The sequence below is a fragment of the Allostella sp. genome (genome assembly GCF_041913585.1).
Lineage (GTDB): Bacteria > Pseudomonadota > Alphaproteobacteria > ATCC43930 > Allostellaceae > Allostella.
In genome coordinates, this window is record NZ_JAYSFE010000025.1 from 22371 (window position 1) to 44118 (window position 21748).

General features: G+C 72.1%; 14 protein-coding genes. 10 read left to right on the forward strand and 4 right to left on the reverse strand.

The window, feature by feature from the left end:
• Nucleotides 1–176: 176 nt before the first annotated feature.
• A complete protein-coding gene (locus ACE3Q3_RS07080) occupies nucleotides 177–2693 on the forward strand; it encodes a penicillin-binding protein 1A (RefSeq protein ID WP_374443940.1) in 2517 nt (838 codons plus the stop codon).
• A gap of 120 nt (nucleotides 2694–2813) precedes the next feature.
• Nucleotides 2814–3930 (forward strand): peptide chain release factor 2 gene (prfB, locus tag ACE3Q3_RS07085; protein ID WP_374443942.1). Its coding sequence is split into 2 segments (ribosomal slippage): nucleotides 2814–2882 and nucleotides 2884–3930, totalling 1116 coding nucleotides; the frame shifts between segments, so codons are not numbered across the junction.
• A gap of 9 nt (nucleotides 3931–3939) precedes the next feature.
• On the opposite strand, the gene ACE3Q3_RS07090 is transcribed toward prfB, so the two are convergent.
• Nucleotides 3940–7119, reverse strand: a complete 3180-nt coding sequence (locus ACE3Q3_RS07090) for a DUF3971 domain-containing protein (protein WP_374443945.1) — start codon at nucleotides 7117–7119, stop codon at nucleotides 3940–3942.
• Nucleotides 7120–7238: 119 nt separating this feature from the next.
• On the opposite strand from ACE3Q3_RS07090, the gene ACE3Q3_RS07095 reads away from it, so the two are divergent.
• The 7 genes from ACE3Q3_RS07095 (at nucleotide 7239) to ACE3Q3_RS07125 (ending at nucleotide 18043) form a co-directional block, all read left to right on the forward strand.
• Entirely contained in the window at nucleotides 7239–10226 is a 2988-nt protein-coding gene (locus tag ACE3Q3_RS07095; protein ID WP_374443947.1) for a bifunctional [glutamine synthetase] adenylyltransferase/[glutamine synthetase]-adenylyl-L-tyrosine phosphorylase, read from the forward strand.
• Nucleotides 10223–10687: a peroxiredoxin gene (locus ACE3Q3_RS07100; RefSeq protein ID WP_374443949.1), complete on the forward strand. Its 465-nt coding sequence runs from the start codon at nucleotides 10223–10225 to the stop codon at nucleotides 10685–10687. The genes ACE3Q3_RS07095 and ACE3Q3_RS07100 overlap by 4 nt, the downstream gene beginning before the upstream one ends.
• Before the next feature lie 88 nt (nucleotides 10688–10775).
• Nucleotides 10776–11369, forward strand: coding sequence for a TetR/AcrR family transcriptional regulator (locus tag ACE3Q3_RS07105; RefSeq protein ID WP_374443951.1), 594 nt, complete (start codon nucleotides 10776–10778; stop codon nucleotides 11367–11369).
• Between the two features lie 119 nt (nucleotides 11370–11488).
• Nucleotides 11489–12655 carry an efflux RND transporter periplasmic adaptor subunit gene (locus ACE3Q3_RS07110; protein ID WP_374443952.1) on the forward strand — a complete coding sequence of 389 codons (1167 nt, stop codon included), beginning with the start codon at nucleotides 11489–11491 and terminating at the stop codon, nucleotides 12653–12655.
• 33 nt (nucleotides 12656–12688) lie between these two features.
• Entirely contained in the window at nucleotides 12689–15859 is a 3171-nt protein-coding gene (locus ACE3Q3_RS07115; protein ID WP_374443954.1) for an efflux RND transporter permease subunit, read from the forward strand.
• 5 nt (nucleotides 15860–15864) lie between these two features.
• Nucleotides 15865–17367 (forward strand): efflux transporter outer membrane subunit, encoded by a 1503-nt coding sequence (locus tag ACE3Q3_RS07120; protein WP_374443956.1) that lies wholly within the window; start codon nucleotides 15865–15867, stop codon nucleotides 17365–17367.
• A 64-nt stretch (nucleotides 17368–17431) separates the two neighbouring features.
• A complete protein-coding gene (locus ACE3Q3_RS07125) occupies nucleotides 17432–18043 on the forward strand; it encodes a glutathione S-transferase family protein (RefSeq protein WP_374443958.1) in 612 nt (203 codons plus the stop codon).
• 128 nt (nucleotides 18044–18171) lie between these two features.
• Here ACE3Q3_RS07125 and ggt read toward each other — a convergent pair whose 3' ends face one another.
• Nucleotides 18172–19800: a gamma-glutamyltransferase gene (gene ggt / locus ACE3Q3_RS07130; RefSeq protein ID WP_374443960.1), complete on the reverse strand. Its 1629-nt coding sequence runs from the start codon at nucleotides 19798–19800 to the stop codon at nucleotides 18172–18174.
• Between the two features lie 33 nt (nucleotides 19801–19833).
• On the opposite strand from ggt, the gene ACE3Q3_RS07135 reads away from it, so the two are divergent.
• The gene (locus ACE3Q3_RS07135; RefSeq protein WP_374443962.1) at nucleotides 19834–20265 is read left to right on the forward strand and encodes a YqaA family protein; all 432 of its coding nucleotides are present in this window, start codon (nucleotides 19834–19836) and stop codon (nucleotides 20263–20265) included.
• Here ACE3Q3_RS07135 and ACE3Q3_RS07140 read toward each other — a convergent pair.
• The gene (locus tag ACE3Q3_RS07140; protein ID WP_374443964.1) at nucleotides 20262–21521 is read right to left on the reverse strand and encodes an NAD(P)/FAD-dependent oxidoreductase; all 1260 of its coding nucleotides are present in this window, start codon (nucleotides 21519–21521) and stop codon (nucleotides 20262–20264) included. The genes ACE3Q3_RS07135 and ACE3Q3_RS07140 overlap by 4 nt on opposite strands.
• On the reverse strand, nucleotides 21518–21748 hold a 231-nt coding region (locus tag ACE3Q3_RS07145; protein WP_374443966.1), incomplete at its 5' end, for an amidohydrolase family protein. The genes ACE3Q3_RS07145 and ACE3Q3_RS07140, both read right to left, overlap by 4 nt.

Below are 21748 nucleotides of genomic sequence, written 5' to 3' on the forward strand. Positions count from 1 at the left end.
ACTTTTTCGCCACATTAAGATACAGCCGCGCCGATTGATTCACAACCGATCATTCGGCGGGGGTATAGAGCTCGCCCGGGCCGGAACCGCCGTGCGGCACGCCGCATTGTCGCCGCATACTCTTGAACCAATCTTCAACCAATCTTCCTGTTCAACCGACGAGCCGACGACCGACCATGTTACGGATCGCCCGCATCCTGCTGTTCCTCGTTCTCGCCCTCGGCGTGGTGGCCGCCGGTGCGGGCTACGCGGTGTTCGCGCATTTCACGCGCGACCTGCCGGACTATCAGCAGCTTGCCTCCTACGATCCGCCGATGGTGACGCGCGTCCAGGCCGGCGACGGCCGCCTGCTGGCCGAGTTCGCGGTCGAGAATCGGGTCTTCGTGCCGATCTCGGCGATCCCCAAGCGGGTGATCCGCGCCTTCCTCTCGGCCGAGGACAAGAACTTCTACACCCATCCCGGCATCGACCTGCAGGGCATCCTGCGCGCCACCATCCAGAACGCGATGGCGCTCGGCAGCAACCGGCGTCCGGCCGGCGCGTCGACGATCACCCAGCAGGTGGCGAAGAACTTCCTGCTCAGCAACGAGGTGTCGATCGAGCGCAAGGTGAAGGAGGCCGTCCTCGCCTACCGCATCGAGCAGGCCTTCTCGAAGGACCGCATCCTCGAGCTCTACCTCAACGAGATCTATCTCGGCTTCAATTCCTATGGCGTTGCCGCGGCCGCGCTCAACTACTTCAACAAGCCGCTCAACGAACTCACGGTCGCCGAGGCGGCGTTCCTCGCCGGCCTGCCCAAGGCGCCCAACAACTACCATCCGGTGCGGCGGCCCGAGGCCGCCAAGGCCCGGCGCGACTATGTCGTCGAGCGCATGGCCGAGGACGGTGTCATTACGGGCGAGGAGGCCGCCGCCGCCATCGCCAGCCCGATCGAACTGCGCACCCGCACCGAGGCGGAGGCGGTCCGGGCCGACGTCTTCGCCGAGGAGGTGCGCCGGGAACTGATGAAGCAGTTCGGGGAAAAGGCGGTCTATCGCGGCGGCCTCAGCGTTCGCGCGACCCTCGATCCGGTGCTGCAGGGATATGCCGAGCAGGCCTTCCGCGACGGCCTCGTCGCCTATGACCGCCGGCACGGCTGGCGCGGCGCCATCACGCGCATCGAGGTCGAGGGCGAGGGCCGCGGCGACGCCTGGCGGCAGCGCCTCGCCGCCGTCCCTCCGCCGCCGGGGCTGGCGCCCTGGTCGCTGGCGGTCGTGCTCGCCGTCACGCCCGGCGAGGCGCGCATCGGCCTTGCCGACGGCACGCGCGGCCGCATCCCGGTGGACGACCTGCGCTGGGCCCGCGCCTCCAGGGACGACCAGCGGCTCGGCCCGCCGATCCGCGGCGTTCCGGACGTGCTGGCCGTCGGCGACGTCGTGGCGGTCGAGAAGACGGCGGCCCCGCAGGCGCCCGCCCGGCCGCAGCGCGGCCGCCCCGCTCCGCCGCCGCAACCGGTCGAATCGGATCGCTTCGCGCTGCGGCAGCTGCCCAACGTCTCGGGTGGCCTGATCGCGCTCGACCCGCACACCGGCCGCGTCCTGGCGATGGTCGGCGGCTTCAGCTTCGAGGGCTCGCAGTTCAACCGTGCCACCCAGGCGCAGCGCCAGCCCGGCTCCGCCTTCAAGCCCTTCGTCTACATGGCGGCGCTGGAGGCGGGCATCCCGCCCAACTACGTCATCCAGGACAGCCCCTTCATCTTCGATCCCGGGCCCGGCCAGGAGCGCTGGCGGCCCGGCAATGCCGACGGCCGCTTCCTCGGGCCGGTGCCGCTGCGCGTCGGCATCGAGCGCTCGCGCAACCTGATGACGGTGCGGCTGGCCGAGCAGATCGGCATGGACAAGGTGGTCGACGTCGCCCAGCGCTTCGGGGTGTTCGACGAGATGAAGCCGGCGCTGGCGATGGCGCTCGGCGCCGGCGAGACGACGCTGCTGCGGATGGCGACCGCCTACGCGATGATCGTCAATGGCGGGCGGAAGATCACCCCCTCCATCATCGACCGGGTGCAGGATCGGGAGGGGCGGACGATCTTCCGCCACGACAGCCGCGAGTGCGGCGACTGCCGGGCCGCCGCGTGGAACGGGCAGCCGCCGCCGACCCTGCCCGACCAGCGTAGCCAGGTGATCGATCCGCAGACCGCCTACCAGATGCTGTCGATGCTGGAGGGAGTGGTGCTGCGCGGCACCGCCGGGCGCCTCGCCGCACTGCGGCGGCCGATCGCCGGCAAGACCGGCACCACCAACGACGCGCTGGACGCCTGGTTCGTCGGCTTCTCCCCCGACCTCGTCGTCGCGACCTATGTCGGCTTCGACCGGCCGCGGACGCTGGGTCCGGGCGAGCAGGGCGGCACCGCCGCCGCGCCGATCTTCCAGGCCTTCATGGAGCAGGCGCTGAAGGGCACGCCGGTGGTGCCGTTCCGCATGCCGCCCGGCCTGCGGCTGGTGCGCGTCGACCGCGCGACGGGGGCGCTCGCCGGCCCCGGCGACGGCAACAGCATCATGGAGGCGTTCAAGCCGGGCACCGAGCCGACGGCCGACGACCCCTCCCCCCTGCCGGGATTCCCCGGAGCGTCGACGCCGTCCGTCGCCTCCGACCCCTCCGCCCCGCCGGCACCGCGCCCGATCGCGCCGGTATCGGCGCCAACCGGGATCTACTGACCACCGGCCCCATCGGGGCTGGGCAGCGACCCGGCACCGCCGGTATATAGGCGCCAACCGCCGGCCCGGCCGGCATCGGACCCCGCCGGCCTGGCCGGCACCGAACGAGGAAACCTGCGCATGCGCGCCGAAGTGCAAGCAGACGTCGAGGCGATCCGTGGATCGCTCGACCTGCTGAGGAGGCATCTTTGACTGGGATCAGGCTCTCCGGCGGATGGCCGAGCTCGATTCCCTGGTCGAAAACCCCGATCTCTGGAACGATTCCGGGCGCGCCCAGGCGCTGATGCGCGAGCGCACCCAGCTCACCGCGGCGGTCGGCGAGTGCCGCGAGATCGAGCACGGCCTCGACGATGCGGTGACGCTGATCGAGCTCGGCGAGGCGGAAGCGGACCAGGAGACGGTCGCGGAAGGCGAGGCCGCGCTGGCCCAGCTGCGCCAGCGGGCCGCCAAGGCCGAACTGGCGACGCTGCTGAGCGGCGAGGCCGACCGGTCCGACGCCTATCTCGAGGTCCATGCCGGCGCCGGCGGCACCGAGTCCCAGGACTGGGCCGAAATGCTGCTGCGCATGTATGTCCGCTGGGCCGAGCAGCACGGCTACAAGGTCGAGTGGATGGAGGAGAGCGGCGGCGAGCAGGCGGGCATCAAGTCGGCCACCGTCCGCATCGAGGGTCCCAACGCCTATGGCTGGCTCAAGACGGAGAGCGGCGTGCATCGGCTGGTGCGGATCTCGCCCTTCGACAGCGCCGCCCGCCGGCACACGAGCTTCGCCTCGGCCTGGGTCTATCCGGTGGTCGACGACCGGATCGACATCCAGATCGACGACAAGGACCTGAAGATCGACACCTACCGGGCCTCGGGTGCGGGCGGCCAGCACGTCAACAAGACGGAAAGCGCCATCCGCATCACCCACGTCCCGAGCGGCATCATCGTCGCCTGCCAGGTCGACCGGTCGCAGCACCGCAACCGCGCCATGGCCATGGACATGCTGCGGGCCCGCCTCTACGAGGCCGAACTGCAGAAGCGCGAGGAACAGGCCAACGCCGAGAACGCCCTCAAGACCGACATCGGCTGGGGCCACCAGATCCGCTCCTACGTCCTCCAGCCCTACCAGATGGTGAAGGACCTGCGGACCGGGGTGGAGACCAGCAACGTCGATGCGGTGCTGGACGGCGACATCGACGCCTTCCTCGAGGCGTCGCTGGCGGCCCGGGTCGGCAATCGCCGCGACGCCGCCTGACCGGCCCCGTCAGGGCAGCGGCCGGGCGCCGCCGTCCTGGCGGAAGTCGGGCGCGGCGGCGGCGCCGTTGCGCGGGTCCCCGGCACCGAGGAACGGCACGATCTTGCGCAGGATGCCGGGCGCCAGCGCGCTCAAGGGGTTGACCGAGACGCCCGGGTCGTCGAGCGGCCCCGCCATGCGGTAGTTGGCGGCGAAGACCCCTTCGTCGCGGCCGCCGGCGAGCAGGGTGCCGAGCACCGGGATGTTGCCGAGGAGATTGTTCAGCGTGTAGGCCGGGACCAGCGTGCCGGCGAGGTCGAGCGTCTCCGAGCCGAAGTCGAGCGCGCCCTCGAAGGTGCCGCCGATCGCGCCGCCATAGGCGCGCCCCTGACGCATCTCCAGCCGTCCCTTCGACCAGACGAAATCGAACCGCAAGTCGGCGAACGGCAGCCCGTCGCCCTGCAGCAGGCTCGCCATCGAGGTCAGCGACAGGACGCTCAGGACCTTCGTCACCGCCGGCGCGCGCACCAGCCGGTAGTCGGATGCCTGGACGGTGCCGGACAGCACGTCGCGCTGGGCGCCGGCGCCGAACGTGCCCTCGATCCGGAGCCTGCCGTCGCGCAGCGTGTCGCGGCCGGCGAAAGTCGCCATGACGGCGCCGAAATCGTCGGCCGTCGCCACCAGGCGCTCGCGCCCGTCGGCGCCCGGATCGATCGCCACCCGCACCGCACCCCCACGGGCGAAGCGGCCGTCGAGGCGGACCCGGCGCCGGCCCTGCCGGTCGCGGTCGATCTCGGCCGCGACGCCGGTCAGTTCCCGCCCCTGGCCGAGCAGCACCCGGTCGAACCGGGCGTCGAGATGGATCTCCTGCCCGGCCGGATCGCCGCCGCCGGCGCCGTCGCCATCGAGGGCACCCGCATCGAGAAGATGGCCGAGATCGAGCAGCGGACCGCGGAGGCTCGCCGCATAGCCGTTGCCCTGCGGCCGCACCCGGCCGGCGAGCCGCGTCTCCCCGAGGCTGGCGGCGGCGATGTCGAGCACCCAGCCGCCCGCGCCGAACTCGGCGGCGCCGTCGAAGGCGAGGCCGGGCGCCGCCACCTTGAGACCGCGGACCCGGCGGACCTGGTCGCCCTGGAAGTCGACGGCCAGTTCCGCCGTCGCGCGCTGACCGGCCGGCTTGGACCAGCCGACGGGCGCCAGTTCCAGGATCGCGGGGGTCAGGTCGGCCCGGAGCGAGAGTTCGCTGCGCCGTTCGCGCAGGCTCCGGTAGGTCAGGTCGACGTCCGCCGGCCCGCGCACCCACGGCGCGTAGTCGTAGCCGAGGCGCCGGCGCGCGGCCTCGTCGATGCGGCCCCGGACCATGTATTCGCTGGGCACGGGCGCGGTCGCGGCGAAGACCTCGCGCCCGCTCAGCGTCACCGGCACGCCCTGCAGGCGGCCCGTTCCCCGCGCCTCCAGCCGGTCCTTGTCGACATCGAAGGCGAGTTCGGCATCCGTCAGGCGCCAGTCCTGGACGCCGACCGGCATCGCGCCGCGGGCCACCGTCGCCGCGATCTTGAGGCGCACATCGTCCATGCGCAGCGAGTCGATGGCCGGGAAGGCAAAGGACATGCGGACCGTGGAATCGCCCGAAACGTCCGCCGGGCGCAGCCCGAACCGGGCGAGGAAGCCGAGGCGCGGCCGGTCGATGACCTCCAGCGCCTCGCGCGCCGGCCCCGAGGTGCCGGACTCGATCAGGATCTGCTGGTCGCGCTTCTGGAAGTCGACGATGCGCACCGTCGAACGGTCGACCCGGGTCTGCCGCCCGAGGACGCCGCCGGCGACGTCGAGGACCATCTGCTGGTCGTCGAACCGGGCGGTGCCGTGGGCCTGCCGCACCGGGGGCAGACCGTTCAGATAGGTGACGGTCAGCCCCTCGTAGGAGAAGACGCCGTCCAGCTTCTCGACGCGCGGCTCGCCGCCGCCGCCCGGCAGAACCGCCTCGACCTTGATCTGCGCGTCGCGCACGCGCCCGTCGGCGATGTTGGTGGAAACCCAGCGGCGCCCGTTGGGAACGATGGTCGCCGGCCATAGCCGCCACAGGGTCGGCGTCGGCACGTCGACGATCGCCGCCTCGGCCGCGACCCGGACGGCCGCCCGCCCGTTGCGGAGGTCGGCGACGATGTCGGGGCCGATGCCCGCTGCGCGCGCCGTGACGGCGATCGTGGGGCCGCCGAGGTCGAGGAACAGATCCTCCAGCTCGACCCGACCCGCGGTCGCGTCCCAGTCGAGGCGGGCGGTGGCCGCCGACACCTCGAGCGTGCCGCCGGGCAGCACGTCGTGGACGAGCCGGCCCGCTCCGCCCCGCAGATCGAGGGTGAGGCGATCGAGCGTGCCCAGCGAGCGCAGATCGAGCGCCGCGCCGACGTGGAGCGGCAGCACCGCCCCTTGCAGCGGGGCCAGTTCCGGCAGGAGGCCGGCCAGCGACGGCGGGTCCGGCACGTCGGCGCGCAGTTCCATCCGCGTCGTGCCACTGTCGCCGCGATGGACGAAGGTGCCGTCGAGCCGCTGCCGGCGCGGACCGAGGTCGAGGTCGATGGACAGCGTGCCGTCGAGGCCGCGGTCGCCGCGCCGGAAGACGAGGTCGCCGTCGGGCAGGGTCCACACCCGGCCGAGCCGGCGGTCGTCGACGATGATGGTGGCGTCGCGGACGGCGAGGCGGCGGAGCTGGCCGAGCGGCCCCCGCCGGTGCAGCGGCGCCATCAGTTCGCCGAGCACGGTCTCGACGACCGTCGGATCGCCGGGGCGATCGTCGGGACCGCCGATATCGGTGCGGATGCGCCCGTCCGCCTCCCGCACCAGATGGACCCTGGGCTCGACCAGTTCGACCCGGGCCGGCGCCAGCACCCCGCGCAGCAGGCTCTCCAGGCTCATCGCGATGGCGAGCGCGGGCACGGTCGCGACGATGCGGCCGTCCGGGGCGCGCGCCACCACCGTCTCGGCCCGGAGTTCCGGATTGGCCTCCCAGCCGCGCCAGACGACGACCGTCTGGCCGATCTCGATCCTGCGGCCGTCGGGCTCCGACAGGGCCTCTTCGAGGTACGGCGTCAGGAATTCGAGCGAGATCGGCCCGGCGGACAGGCGCCACGCCACGAGTGCGACGGCGATCGTCGCCCCCGCCACCAAGGCGCCCAGGATTTCCAGGAGAATGCGTGCCGAACGGCGAACCAACCCGAACCACCTTCCCGCCTCGCTGGCGCCCTGCACGGCCGCGACGGCCCCGCTTGACCCGGGTCCGCGGGGGTGGGCAGTGTCCGCCAAGCCCTCCCCGGTCCCCGACAGGCCCGAAGATGCCGTTGCACGCCAGCCTCGCCGACCCGACCCGACTGCCCCGCCCCGGCAGCCCCGAACAGGCCGCGATCGGTCTGGAGCACTGGATCGAACGCGCTGCCGACGGCGGCGATCCCGCGCTGCTCGAATTTGCGCGCCGAGCCGTCGAGGATAGCACGGGCAACGCCCTGCTAGCGGCGCTTTTCGGCGGCAGCCCCTTCCTCGGCGAGTGCCTCCTGGCAGAGATGGTGTTCGCTCGCCGGCTTCTGGAAGAGGGACCGATGGCCGCACTCGATCTCGCGCAGGCGGAGATCGCCGCGCTCGATCGCTGCGCCGACGAGGACGCCCTGCGCCGCGGCCTGCGCATCGGTCGCCGCCGGACGGCGCTCGCGGTCGCGGTCGGCGACATTGTCGGGCTCTGGCCCCTCGACCAGGTGACGGCGGCGCTCGCCGGCTTCGCCGAGACCGCGGTGACGCTGGCCGTGCGCCACCTGCTGCGCGAGGCGGCGGCGGCCGGCCACCTCGAACTGGCCCATGCCGACGATCCCGACCGCGATTCCGGCTACATCGTCCTCGGCATGGGCAAGCTCGGTGCCCGCGAGCTCAACTATTCGAGCGACATCGATCTCATCGTGCTCTTCGACGAAGCCAGGACGCGCTATGTCGGCCGCGAGGACGCGACGCGCTGCTTCGTCCGGATCACTCGCAAGCTCGTCCGGCTGCTGGAGGAGCGCACGCCCGAGGGCTATGTCGCGCGCACGGACCTCCGGCTGCGCCCCGATCCGTCGTCGACGCCGATGGCGGTCTCGGTGCGGGCGGCGGAGGCGTACTACGAGAGCATGGGGCAGAACTGGGAGCGGGCGGCGATGGTGAAGGCCCGCCCGATCGCCGGCGACATTGCCGCCGGAACCCAGTTCCTGCGCTTCCTCGTCCCCTTCGTGTGGCGGCGGCACCTCGACTTCGCGGCCGTCCAGGACATCCATTCGATCAAGCGCCAGATCAACGCCCATCGCGGCGGCGCCACGATCGCGGTCGCCGGGCACAATCTGAAGCTGGGGCGCGGCGGCATCCGGGAGATCGAGTTCTTCGCCCAGACCCAGCAGCTCATCTGGGGCGGCCGCGACCCGTCGGTGCGCTCGCCGCGTACCCTCGACGCGCTCGACGCCCTGGAACGTTCGGGCCGGCTCAAGGCCGAGACGAACCGCGAACTGCAGGCGGCCTACGTCTTCCTGCGCGGCGTCGAGCACCGGCTGCAGATGGTGGCCGACCGCCAGACCCACACCCTGCCGCCCGACGACCGCGAGATGGAGTCGTTCGTGCGCTTCCTCGGCTACCCGGACCGGGCCGCGTTCGAGGCGGACCTGCTGGGCCATCTCGGCCGGGTCGAGGCCCACTACGCCGCCCTTTTCGAAAGCGCGCCGTCGCTGGCGGCGGGCCCGGGCAGCCTCGTCTTCACCGGGCCGGAGCCCGATCCCGACACGCTGGAGACGCTGCGCGGCATGGGCTTCCGCGACCCGGCGAGCCTGTGGCCGGTCGTCAGCAACTGGCATCGCGGCCGCTACCGCTCGCTGCGCAGCCAGCGCGCACGCGAGCTCCTGACCGAGCTCAAGCCGCGCCTGCTCGCGGCCTTGGCCAAGGCAGGCGAGCCGGACGCCGCCTTCATGCGCTTCGACGCCTTCCTGGCGGCGCTGCCGGCCGGGGTGCAGATCTTCTCGCTGTTCCAGGCCAACCCCTGGCTGCTCGACTTCGTGGCCCAGGTCATGGGCGGCGCGCCGCGTCTGGCCGAGCACCTGAACCGCCACCCGGTGCGGCTCGACGCGGTGCTGGCCGGCGACTTCATGAGCCCGCTGCCGGCGGCCGAGGCGCTGGCCGGCGACCTCGCCCGGACGCTGACCGAGGCGCGCGACTTCGGCGACGCCCTCGACCTCGTGCGCCGCTGGACCCACGACCAGCAGTTCCGGCTCGGCGTCCAGCTCCTGCGTCATGCGACCGACGGCGACCGGGCCGGCGCCGGCTTCTCCGACGTCGCCGAGACGGCGGTGGCGGCCCTGCTGCCCTTGGTCGAGACGGAGTTCGCCCAGCTCCACGGCCGTATCGCCGGCGGCGGCATGGTGGTGCTGGCGCTCGGCAAGCTCGGCGGCCGCGAGATGACCGTCGGGTCCGACCTCGACCTCGTCACCCTCTACGAGACGCCGCCCGACGCCGAGGCCTCGGACGGGGCGAAGCCGCTGCCGATCTCGACCTTCTACATCCGGCTCAACGCGCGCCTCGTCAACGCCGTCACTGCGCCGACCGGCGAGGGCAAGCTCTACGACGTCGACATGCGGCTGCGCCCGTCCGGCAACAAGGGGCCGATCGCCGCCGCCCTCGAAGGGTTCGCCCACTACCACCGCACCGAGGCCTGGACCTGGGAGCACATGGCGCTGACGCGGGCGCGCCCGATCGCCGGCGACCCGGCGCTGGCCCGCCGGACGATGGCCGTCGTGCGCGAGATACTGGTGCAGCCGCGCGACCCCGACCGGCTGCTCTCGGACGTCGCCCAGATGCGCGCCCGGATGCTGAAGGAGAAGCGGCCGACCGACGCCTGGGACGTGAAGCAGCGCCGCGGCGGCCTCGTCGACTGCGAGTTCGTCGCGCAGTACCTCCAGCTTCGCCACGCCCACCTCCATCCGGAGGTGCTGAGCGCCAACACCACCGACGCGCTGGCGCGGCTGGCGGCGGCGGGCTGCCTCGATGCCGCAGCCGCCGCCGACCTCGACCGGGCGATGCGGCTGTGGCGGCGGGTGCAGAGCTTCCAGCGCCTGACGCTCGGCGAGGCGACCGACATGGCGGGGGCGGCCCCCAGCCACTGCGCGGCGCTCGCCCGCTCGGCCGGCGCCGTTGACTTCGCGGAGCTCGAAACGAACATGTCCCGACTGGCGGCGGTGGCCCATGGCCATTTCCAGCGGCTCGTCGAGGAGCCCGCCGCCCGCCTCGCCCTTCCCACCCCAGCGGAGCAGGTCCCATGAGCCTCGAAATCGGCAAGCCCGCCCCGGCCTTCACCATGCCCACCGACGGCGGCGGCAAGGTCAGCCTCGCCGCCCTCAAGGGCAAGCCGGTCGTCCTCTACTTCTATCCCAAGGACGACACCTCGGGCTGCACCAAGGAGGCCTGCGGCTTCCGCGACGCGATGCCGGACTTCGCCCGCATCGACGCCGCCATCGTCGGCGTCTCCAAGGACAGCGTCGCCAGCCACGACCGCTTCAAGGCCAAGTACCAACTTCCGTTCGTCCTGGCCTCCGACGCGGAGACCGACGTCACCGAGCGCTACGGCGCCTGGGTCGAGAAGAGCATGTACGGGCGCAAGTACATGGGCATCGAGCGTTCGACCTTCCTGATCGACGGCAAGGGCGTCATCCGCGGCATCTGGCGCAAGGTCAAGGTGCCGGGGCATGTCGAAGAGGTGCTGAAGGCCGTCCAGGCCCTGTAGCGCGGCCCGCCGTCGCAGGCGGAACGACCGACGGCACTTGACGGATGCATGGTGACGAAATAGCTATTTCGTCACCATGCACCGCACAATGATTCGACCCGGCGCGCGCACCGGCGACCACGTCCGGTCCCGCATCATCGCCAAGGCCGACGAACTCTTTCGGGCCCAGGGCTACGCCAAGACGACGATCGCCGCCATCGCCCAGGCGCTCGACGTGTCGCCGGCGTACATCTACAAGTTCTTCGAATCGAAGAACGCGGTCGTCGAAGCCGCCGTCGAGCGCGACATCGAACAGATCCGCGCCGACGTGCTGGCCGCCGCCGGCGGGCGCGACCGGGCCATCGCCCGGATCGAGAACGTCGTCCTCGCCGTTCTGCACAGCCACCGACAACGATTTGAAAACGCAGCATTTATTCACGAGCTCATCCTGCTCGCCAACGAGCAGAAATGGGCCTGCATCCGGCGCTGGAAGAGCGAACTCCGCGAGATCTTCGCCGCGCTGATCGAGGCCGGCACGCGGGCCGGGGACTTCCGGGTCGACGACCCGTTGGCGGCAGCGGACTTCGTAATGGACTCGGTCATGGTCTTCCTGCACCCCCTGCTCCTGACCGAGCGGAGCCCCGAGGAATCTGTCCGGCGGGCCCGCGCCCATGTCCGCTGGATCGAGCGTGCGCTGCGGTAGACGAAGCAACTGCGCATAACCAATTCTCACATTCGTTACCTGATCTTGCGATCGGGACTGAATTTCAACGGAAGCGGACCGGGCAGTCCCGGGCTTCCCGGCAAACCGGATGACCGACCATGACGCTCCGCTCCCTTCCCATGCTGGCCGCCGCCCTGATGCTGCTGGCCGCCTGCGATCAGGCGCAGACTCAGCAGCCCGCCCGCGCCGCGGCGCCCCCACCCGAAGTCGGCGTGGTGACGCTGGCACCCGAGACGGTCGAGCTCGTGACCGAGCTCCCGGGCCGCACCGCCGCCTTCCGCGTCGCCGAGGTCCGGCCGCAGGTCAGCGGCATCGTGCTGAAGCGCCTCTTCCAGGAAGGCGGACTCGTCGCGGCGGGACAGCAGCTCTACCAGATCGATCCGGCGAGCTACGAAGCCGCCCACCAGAGCGCCCAGGCGGCGCTCGCGCGGGCCAGCGCCCAGCTCAACGCCGCGCGCCTCCTCGCCAACCGCTACAAGCCGCTCGCCGAAGCCAAGGCCGTCAGCCGCCAGGACTACGACAACGCCGTCGCCTCGGCGCAGCAGGCGGCGGCCGACGTCGCCGCGGCCAAGGCGCAGATCGAGACCGCCCGCATCCAGCTCGAGTACACCCGCGTCCTCTCCCCGATCACCGGCCGCGTCGGCCGCTCGGCGGTCACCGAGGGTGCCCTCGTCACCGCCAACCAAGCGGCAGCGCTGGCGACCGTGCAGCAGCTCGATCCCGTCTATGTCGACGTCACCCAGTCGACGGCGGAGCTGCTGCGGCTGCGGCGGCGGATCGAGGCCGGCGACCTCCGGGTCGACGAGGCGGGCAAGGCGCGGACCCGCCTCGTGCTCGAGGACGGCTCGCTCTATCCCGAGGAAGGCAAGCTGCTCTTCTCCGAGGTCACGGTGAACCAGGGCACCGGCTCGGTGACGCTGCGCGCCGAGTTCCCCAACCCCCAGGGCCTGCTGCTGCCGGGCATGTTCGTCCATGCCCGCATCCAGGCGGGCGCGGTGCCGGATGCGCTGCTGGTGCCGCAGCAGGGCGTGACGCGCGACCAGCGCGGCCAGCCGACCGCACTCGTGGTCGGTCCCGGCAACAAGATCGAGCTGCGCGTGCTGACCGTCGACCGCGTGGTCGGCGACAAGTGGCTGGTGACCGGCGGGATCGCCGCCGGCGACCGCGTCGTCGTCCAGGGCCTGCAGAAGGTGCGCCCCGGCGCCGAGGTCCGCGTCGTCGAGGCGAAGCTGCCGGGCGCGCTTCCCGCCGCCGCGGCCCGCTGACGGCGACCCTCGGCCCGTCCAGGAGGAGCCGCAATGGCCCGTTTCTTCATCGACCGCCCGGTCTTCGCCTGGGTGATCGCCATCACCATGATGCTGGCGGGCGCGCTCGCCATCCTGCGCTTGCCGGTGGCGCAATACCCCAACATCGCTGCCCCGCAGATCAGCATCTCGGTGACCTATCCCGGCGCCTCGGCGCGCACGGTGCAGGACACCGTGGTCCAGGTGATCGAGCAGCGCATGAACGGCATCGACGGGCTGCAGTACATGGCCTCGTCCGGCAGCTCGGACGGCAGCGTCGAGATCGTCCTGACCTTCGCCCAGGGCACCAACCCCGACATCGCCCAGGTGCAGGTCCAGAACAAGCTGCAGCTCGCCACGCCGCTCCTGCCCCAGGAGGTGCAACAGCAGGGCATCCGCGTCACCAAGGCGACGCGCAACTTCCTGCTCATCGTCGGCTTCGTCTCCGAGGACGGCAGCCTGACGAACTTCGACATCGCGAACTTCCTCGCCTCGACGGTGCAGGACCCGATCAGCCGCACCGCCGGGGTCGGCGACTTCCAGCTCTTCGGCGCGCAGTACGCGATGCGCATCTGGCTCGACCCGGCCAAGCTGAACAATTACGGGCTGACCGCGCTCGACGTGCTGAACGCGGTGCGCGCCCAGAACGTTCAGGTCTCCTCCGGCCAGCTCGGCGGCGCGCCCGCCACCCGCGGGCAGCAGTTGAACGCCACCATCATCGGATCGACCCGCCTGCAGACGCCCGAGCAGTTCGACCAGATCGTGCTGCGGGTCAACGGCGACGGCTCCCAGGTCCGCCTGCGCGACGTCGCGCGCAGCGAGCTCGGCGCCGAGAGCTACGGCTTCGACACCCGCTACAACGGCAAGCCGGCGGCCGGCCTCGGCATCAAGCTGGCGACCGGCGCCAACGCGCTCGACACCGTCCGCAACATCCAGAAGACGATCGAGGACCTGCGGCCCTTCTTCCCGACCGGCCTCTCGGTCATCTACCCCGTCGACCAGACGCCCTTCATCGAGCTCTCGATCGAGGAGGTGGTGAAGACCCTGGCCGAGGCGATCCTGCTCGTCTTCCTGGTGATGCTGCTGTTCCTGCAGAACTTCCGCGCGACGCTGATCCCGACGATCGCGGTGCCGGTCGTCCTGCTCGGCACTTTCGCGGTGCTGGCGGCGTTCGGCTACTCGATCAACACGCTGACCATGTTCGCGGTCGTGTTGGCCATCGGGCTGCTCGTCGACGATGCCATCGTCGTCGTGGAGAACGTCGAGCGCGTCATGTCCGAGGAGGGCCTGTCGCCGCGCGAGGCGACGCGCAAGTCGATGGGCCAGATCCAGGGCGCGCTCGTCGGCATCGCCATGGTGCTGTCGGCCGTGTTCGTGCCGATGGCGTTCTTCGGCGGCTCGACCGGCGTCATCTACCGCCAGTTCTCGGTCACCATCATCTCGGCGATGGCGCTGTCGGTGCTGGTGGCGATGGTGCTGACGCCGGCCCTCTGCGCGACCATGCTGAAGCCGGTGCCCCAGGGCCACCACATGGCGCGGCGCGGCTTCTTCGGCTGGTTCAACCGCGCCTTCGACCGCGGCAACCGCGGCTACCAGGCGACCGTGCGCTACATCCTCGCGCGCGCCGTGCGGTTCTTCCTCATCTTCGGGCTGATGATCGGCGGCATCGTCGTGCTCTACGGACGCATCCCCTCCTCGTTCCTGCCGAACGAGGACATCGGGCAGATGTTCGTGCAGATCCAGACGCCGCCCGGCGCCACCATGGAGCGCACCCAGGCGGTGGTCGACCAGGTCGTCGACTATCTGCGCAACGAGGAGAAGGAGACCGTCCTCGGCACCTTCTCGATCGTCGGCTTCAACTTCGCCGGCCGCGGCCAGAACGGCGCCATCGTCTTCGCCCGCCTGCGCGACTGGAGCGAGCGGCCGACGCCCAATCTGAAGGTGCAGGCGCTGGCGCAGCGCACCATGGCGCGCATGTCCCAGGTCAAGGACGCGATGATCTTCGCCATCGCGCCGCCGCCGGTGCCGGAGCTCGGCAACGCCACCGGCTTCGACTTCCAGCTCCAGGACCGCGGCGGCGTCGGCTACGAGCAGCTCCTGGCGGCGCGCAACCAGCTCCTCGGGATGGCGGCCCGGCGGCCGGAACTGGTGGCGGTGCGCCCGAACGGCGTCGAGGACGCGCCGCAGTTCCAGCTCGTCGTCGACCGCGAGCGGGCGAGCGCGCTCGGCCTCTCCATCGCCGACGTCAACGACACCATGTCGGCCGTCTGGGGTTCGGCCTACGTCAACGACTTCATCGACCGCGGCCGGGTGAAGCGCGTCTATCTCCAGGGCGACGCGCCGGCGCGAATGATGCCCTCGGACCTCGACAAGTGGTACGTGCGCAACGCCGCCGGCGAGATGGTGCCCTTCTCCGCCTTCGGATCGGCGCAATGGACCTACGGGCCGCAGAAGCTGGAACGCTACAACGGCGTCTCCTCCTTCAACATCCAGGGCAACGCCGCACCCGGCCGCAGCTCCGGCGAGGCGATGGCAGTGATGGAGGAACTGGCGCGCCAGCTGCCGCCCGGCATCGGCTTCGAGTGGACCGGCCTCTCCTTCGAGGAGAAGGCGTCGGGCGCCCAGGCGCCGGCCCTCTTCGCGATCTCGATCCTGGTCGTGTTCCTGTCCCTGGCCGCGCTTTACGAAAGCTGGTCGGTGCCCTTTGCCGTCATGCTCGGCGTGCCGCTCGGCATCCTCGGGGCCGTCGGCGCGGCGGTGCTGATGAAGCTCTCCAACGACGTCTATTTCCAGGTCGGGCTGCTCACCACCATCGGCCTCTCGGCCAAGAACGCGATCCTCATCGTCGAGTTTGCCAAGGAGGCCTTCGATCGCGGCACCGACTTGGTCGAGGCGGCCCTCCAGGCGGCTGGCCAGCGGCTCCGGCCGATCCTGATGACCTCGCTCGCCTTCATCCTCGGCGTGACCCCGCTCGCCGTCTCGACCGGGGCCGGCTCGGGCGCCCAGAACGCGATCGGCATCGGCGTCATCGGCGGCATGCTGACCGCGACCTTCATCGCGATCTTCCTGGTGCCGCTCTTCTTCGTGACGATGATGATGCTCTTCCGCGTCAAGCCGGCGATCCATCGCAACCAGCCCGACCCGAAGTCCGGCGGCACGCCCGAGCTGGCGCTGAGCGGAGACTGACCCCGATGTTCCGATCCCTCGCCACCGCGGCCGCCCTCGCCGCGGCGCTGGCCGGCTGCTCGCTCGCCCCGGCCTACGAGCGTCCGGCCTCGCCGGTTGCCTCGCTCTGGCCGTCCGGCCCCGGCGGCAGGGCGCAGCCGGCCGCTGCCACCGCCGGCCGGCCGACCGCCGACATCGGCTGGCGCGACTTCTTCCAGGACCCGCGCCTCCGGGAGCTGATCCAGACCGCGCTCGACCACAGCCGCGACCTGCGCGTGGCCGCCCTCAATGTCGAGACGGCGCGGGCGCAGTACCAGATCGAAGCGGCCGGTCTGCTGCCGCGGATCGACGCCACGGGCGGCGCCACCATGCAGCGGACGCCGGCGCGCCTGTCGCAGCGCGGCCGGGCGACGACGAGCCAGAGCTACGATGTCGGGCTCGGCCTGACGGCCTGGGAGATCGACCTCTTCGGCCGCGTCCGCAGCCTGCAGGCAGCCGCGCTCGAATCCTACTTCGCGCTCGACGAGACGCGGACGGCGACGCAGATCGCGCTCGTCGCCCAGGTCGCCGACGCCTACCTGACGCTGCTCGCCGACGCCCAGCTCCTGCGCCTCACCCGCGAGACCCTGGCGAGCCAGCGCCAATCCTTCGAGCTGACCCGCGCCAGCTTCGAACGCGGCGTCGCGACCGAGCTCGACCTGCGCCAGGTCGAGACCTCGATGCGCACGGCCGAGACCAACATCTCCGTCTATGCCCGCCGCCTCGCCCTGGCGCGCAACGCGCTCGAACTGCTGACCGGCCGGCCGCTGCCCGACGGGTTCATGGATGCGATCGGCGACGGCAGCGATCTCGACCGCCAGGCGCTGTTGGCCGACCTGCCGGCGGGCCTGCCGTCCGACCTGCTGACGCGCCGGCCGGACATCCGCGCCGCCGAGCACGACCTCCGGGCCGCCAACGCCAATATCGGCGCCGCCCGCGCCGCCTTCTTCCCGCGCATCACCCTGACCGCCGGCCTCGGCACCGCCAGCACCAGCCTCGGCGGCCTCTTCGACGGCGCCGCGCGGACCTGGAGCTTCCTGCCCTCGATCTCGGTCCCGATCTTCGACGCCGGCGCCAACCAGGCGAACCTCGACGTCGCCGAGGTGCGTCGGCGCATCCAGGTCGCCAACTACGAGAAGGCGATCCAGACCGCCTTTTCGGAGGTCGCCGACGCGCTCGCCGAGCGCGCCACCTACGACACCCAGCTCCGTTCGCAGGAGGCGCTGGTCGCCGCCTCCGAGCAGAGCTACCGCCTCGCCGACCTGCGCTACCGCAGCGGCATCGACAGCTACCTCGCCACGCTCGTCAACCAGCGCGCCCTCTACCAGGCGCAGCAGGAGCTGATCCAGACCCGCCTCGCGCGCCTCGCCAACCTCGTCACCCTCTACAAGGTGCTGGGCGGCGGCTGGAGCGCGACGACGACGGCCGGCCCGCCGGCCGCCGCACCGGTGCCGCCGGGAGCGCTGGCGACGGTCGGGATCGGACGCTGATTCCGCGGTTGCACCGCAGCGAGCTCCGGAGGAAGGTCTCCACCCTTCCGAGGGAGCCGCACTGATGATCCTGATCGGCCAGTATGATTCGCCCTTCGTCCGGCGCGTCGGCATCGCGCTGACGCTCTACGGCATGCCCTTCGAGCACCGGCCGTGGTCGGTGTTCGGCGATGCCGAGAAGATCCGCCCCTACAACCCGCTGCTCCGGGTGCCGACGCTCGTCCTCGACGACGGCGCGGTGCTGATCGAGAGCCACAGCATCCTCGACCATCTCGACCGGCTGGCCGGGCCGGAGCGCGCCCTCTTTCCGCAGGACGAGCCGGCGCGCCGCCACGCCCTCAAGGCCGCGGCCCTGGCGACCGGCGTCGCCGAGAAGGCGGTGGCGCTCTTCTACGAACTCCACCTGCATGCGCAGACCTCCCCCGTCTGGGTCGAGCGCTGCCGCACCCAGGTGGCGGACGCGCTGGCCGCGCTCGAGGCCGACGGCCGCGCCTGGGCCGGGCCGGCGATCGGCCATGCCGGCATCGCCGTCGCGGTCGCGCTGCGCTTCGTCACCGAGGCCCATCCCGGCCTCGTCGACATGACCCGCCTGCCGCGCCTGGCCGCGCACGCCGCCAGCATGGAGGCGCTGCCGGCGTTCCGGGCGATCGTGCAGCCGTTCCATCCGCCGGCATAGGCGGCCCCATCCGCCGCATTCGGGCGTTCGGGCGAGAGGACGAACCCGGTCACCGCGAGGCGCGGGTCGCGTGCTTGCAGGCCGTGACGGCCTCCGGCGCGGTCACCATCGCCACGCACCGGCGGGGGTCAGTACGCCCCCGCCCAGCCGTCGCGGCGGGGGTCCGACGCGGCCATGCGGATGCCGTTGTCGAGGACGCGGATCGCTTCGACGCTGCACGGGCCTTCGAGGGGGCCGACCGCCTTGACCGAGTGGCCGAGGGCCCGCAGGCCCTCGACCGTCTCGGCCGGGAAGCGGGATTCGAGGGTGAGGCTGCCGTCGCCGCCGTGGGGGTGGTTGGCCTCCTGCCCGGCCTGGCTGCTCGACCAGCGCGGCGCCTCGACGGCCTGCTGCGGATCGAGGCCGAAATCGATCATGGCGACCAGGACCTGGAGATTGACCTGCACCTGGTTGTCGGCGCCGGGGGTGCCGAGCACGGCCCACAGCCGGCCATCCTTCAGGACGAAGGGCGCGTTCATCGTGTGCCGGACGCGCCGGCCCGGCGTCAGCTCGTTGGCATGGCCCGGATCGAGGTGCCAGTAGCACATGCGGTTGTTCATCAGGATGCCGGTGTCGCCGGCGGTGACGCCGGACCCGAAGGCCGAGTTGATGCTCTGGATCGCCGACACGGCGTTGCCGTCGCGGTCGACGACGCAGAAATAGGTGGTGTCGCCCTCCGCGCGCGCGCCCTTCACCGGCCGGTCGGCAGCGCGCTCGGGATCGATCATCGCCGCCAGGCGGTCGGCATGGGCGTCGGAGAGCAGGCGGTCGAGCGGGATGGCGCGGCCCGCCGGATCGGCGCCATGGCGCTCGCGATCGAGGAAGGCCAGCTTCTTCGCCTCGACCAGCCGGTGGACCAGTGCCGCCGAACCCCAGCCGAGCGCCGCGAGGTCGCTGCGCTCGACGATCTTCAGCATCTGCAGCATGGTGAAGCCGGTCGAGTTGGGCGGCGTCTGCCGGACCTCGTAGCCGCGATAGGAGACGCTGATCGGCGCCGCCTCCTCGGCCCGGCAGCGGGCGAGGTCGTCCGCGGTGACGAGACCGCCCGCCGCCGCCAGCCCGGCCGCCATCCGGCGGGCGATCGCGCCCTCATAGAAGGCGGCCGCCCCGCCGGCCGCCAGCGCCTCCAGCGTGCGGGCGAGGTCGGGCTGCGTGACGAGGTCGCCGAGCGCCGGCGGCGCACCGTCGGCGCCGAGGAAGGTAGCGGCACTGCGCGCGTCCGGCCGCAGGCGATGGCGGTTCTCGCCGGCGAAATGCCGGTAGCCGTGGGTCGCGGCGAAGCCGTCGCGGGCCGCCTCGACCGCGGCGCCGAAGAGGGCGGACCAGGGCCGCGCGCCGAACCGCGCGTGCATCGCCGCGAGCCCGGCGACGCTGCCCGGCACCGAGGTCGAGAGGGCGCCGAAGTTGGGGATGCCATCGGCGCGCGCGCGATAGAACTCGGCGGTCGCCGCGGCCGCCGCCGTGCCGGTGCCGTTGAAGACGGTCGAGCGGCCGCTGCGGCCGTCGAGGACATGGTAGAAGCCGTCGCCGCCGAGGCCCGACATGTGCGGCTCGACGACGCCCAGCGTCAGCGCCGTCGCCAGCGCCGCATCGACCGCGTTGCCGCCGGCACGCAGCACGTCGAGCCCGGCCTGGGTGGCGACCGGGTGGTTGCTGGCGACGGCGCCGTTGCGCCCCATGACGAGCGGACGGTGGGCGCGGATGGCAGGCTGGGTCATTGGGGAGCTCCGGATGGGGTCGTACGGATCGGCATGGAACTGAGCCTGGGCGGCCTCTTCCTCGGCGCCTTCCTGGCCGCGACGGTGGTGCCGCTGTCGTCGGAGGTCGGGCTGGCGGCGCTGATCGCCGCCGACGCGGCGCCCGCGGCCCTGCTGGTCGCGGTGGCGACGGCGGGCAACGTGCTGGGGTCGGCCGTGAACTGGCTCCTCGGCCGGGGCGCGGCCCGCTTCCGCCACCGCCCCTGGTTCCCGGTCGACGCCGCGCGCTTCGCCCGCGCCGAGGCATGGTTCGCCCGCTGGGGGCAATGGTCGCTGCTCTTCGCCTGGCTGCCGGTGGTCGGCGACCCGCTGACCTTGGTCGCGGGCGCACTCGGGGTGCGCTGGTGGCCGTTCGTCCTGCTCGTCGCCATCGGCAAGGCGGCCCGCTACGCCGTGGTCTGGGCCGGCACGCGCATGGTCGCCTAGAACCGGTCCGGCCGGTAGGGCGTGAGGTCGACGATCGCCGGCCGGCCGGCGACGATGTCGGCGACCAGCCGGCCGGTGATGCCGCCCAGTGCCAGGCCGATATGGTCGTGGCCGTAGGCGAAGACGACGTTGCCGAAGCGCGGCGAGCGGCCGATCACCGGCAGCGAATCCGGGTGCGACGGGCGCGGGCCCATCCATTGCGTGCGCCGGCCGTCCTTGAGGCCCGGCAGCAGGCCCTGGGCGCGCCGCTGCACCATCTCGGCATAGCGCATGTCGGCCGGGCGCTCGGGATCGGCGAACTCCGCGACCCCGGTCGCCCGGATGCCCGTCTCCATCTGCGTCACCGCGATGTAGCGGTCGGCCGACATCAGGGCGGCGCGGAGCCCGATGCCGGGATCGGCGAAGACGGTGTGATAGCCGCGCTCGGCCTCGATCGGCGTGCGGGTGCCGAGCTGGCGGGCGAGCTGCTTCGACCAGACGCCGGCGGCGACGACGAAGCGGTCGGCCGGGCGCCGGCCGGCGTCGGTCGTCACCGCGACCGGGCCGGACGCACCCATCTCGAAGCCGCGCGCCGCCTCGCGCAGGATGCGGCCGCCGCGGCGCTCGAAATGGCGGGCCAGCGCCTCGGTCAGGCGCAGCGGATTGACGACATGGGCAAGCCGGGGGAAATGCACCGCGCGCTTGACCGCCGGGGTCAGGGCCGGCTCGATCTGGCGCGCCTCGTTGCCGTCGAGTTCGTCCATCGGCACGCCGCGGCGGCGCCGCAACTCCAGCGCATAGCGGGCGCCGGCGAACGCCTCCTCGCTCTCCCAGGTCATCAGCAGGCCGGAATAGTCGAGCAGGTCTTCGGCGCCGGCCTCCTCGAGCAGCGGCCGGTAGCCGTCGTGCAGGCGCGCGAGCAGCGCCTGGCGGGCGTCGGCGATCGCCTCGATGCGCGACGGGCGGGCATTGGCGATGAAGCGCGCGAACCAGCCGGCGGCCGCCGGCACATGGCCCCAGTGCAGCTTCAGGGGCGCGTTCGCGTCGAACAGCATCTGCGGCACCTTCTTCAGCACCCCCGGCATGGCGGCGGGGACGCAGGAGGCCCAGCCGAGATTGCCGGCATTGCCGAACGAGGCGCCGTTCCCCGGTCCCTTGGGGTCGATCAGGGTCACGCGATGGCCGTCGCGCTGCAGGTAGAGGGCGCAGGAGACGCCGACGATGCCGGCACCGATGACGATGGCCTCACCGGGGACGGGATTGGCGGCGGCATTCATGGTCCGGCTCCTCGGGATGCGGGCACTGGGGCGGGCAGGAAGGGTTCGGCGTCGGTCGCCCGGTCGAACACGACCCGGCCGCCGACGATGGTGCGCTCGGCCACGATCGCCGGCAGCCGGTCCTCGTCGCAGGCCAGCGGATCGTCCGAGAGGATGGCGAGGTCGGCCAGCTTGCCCGGCTCGATCGAGCCCTTCTCGCCCTCCTCGAAGGAGAGATGGGCGCCGGC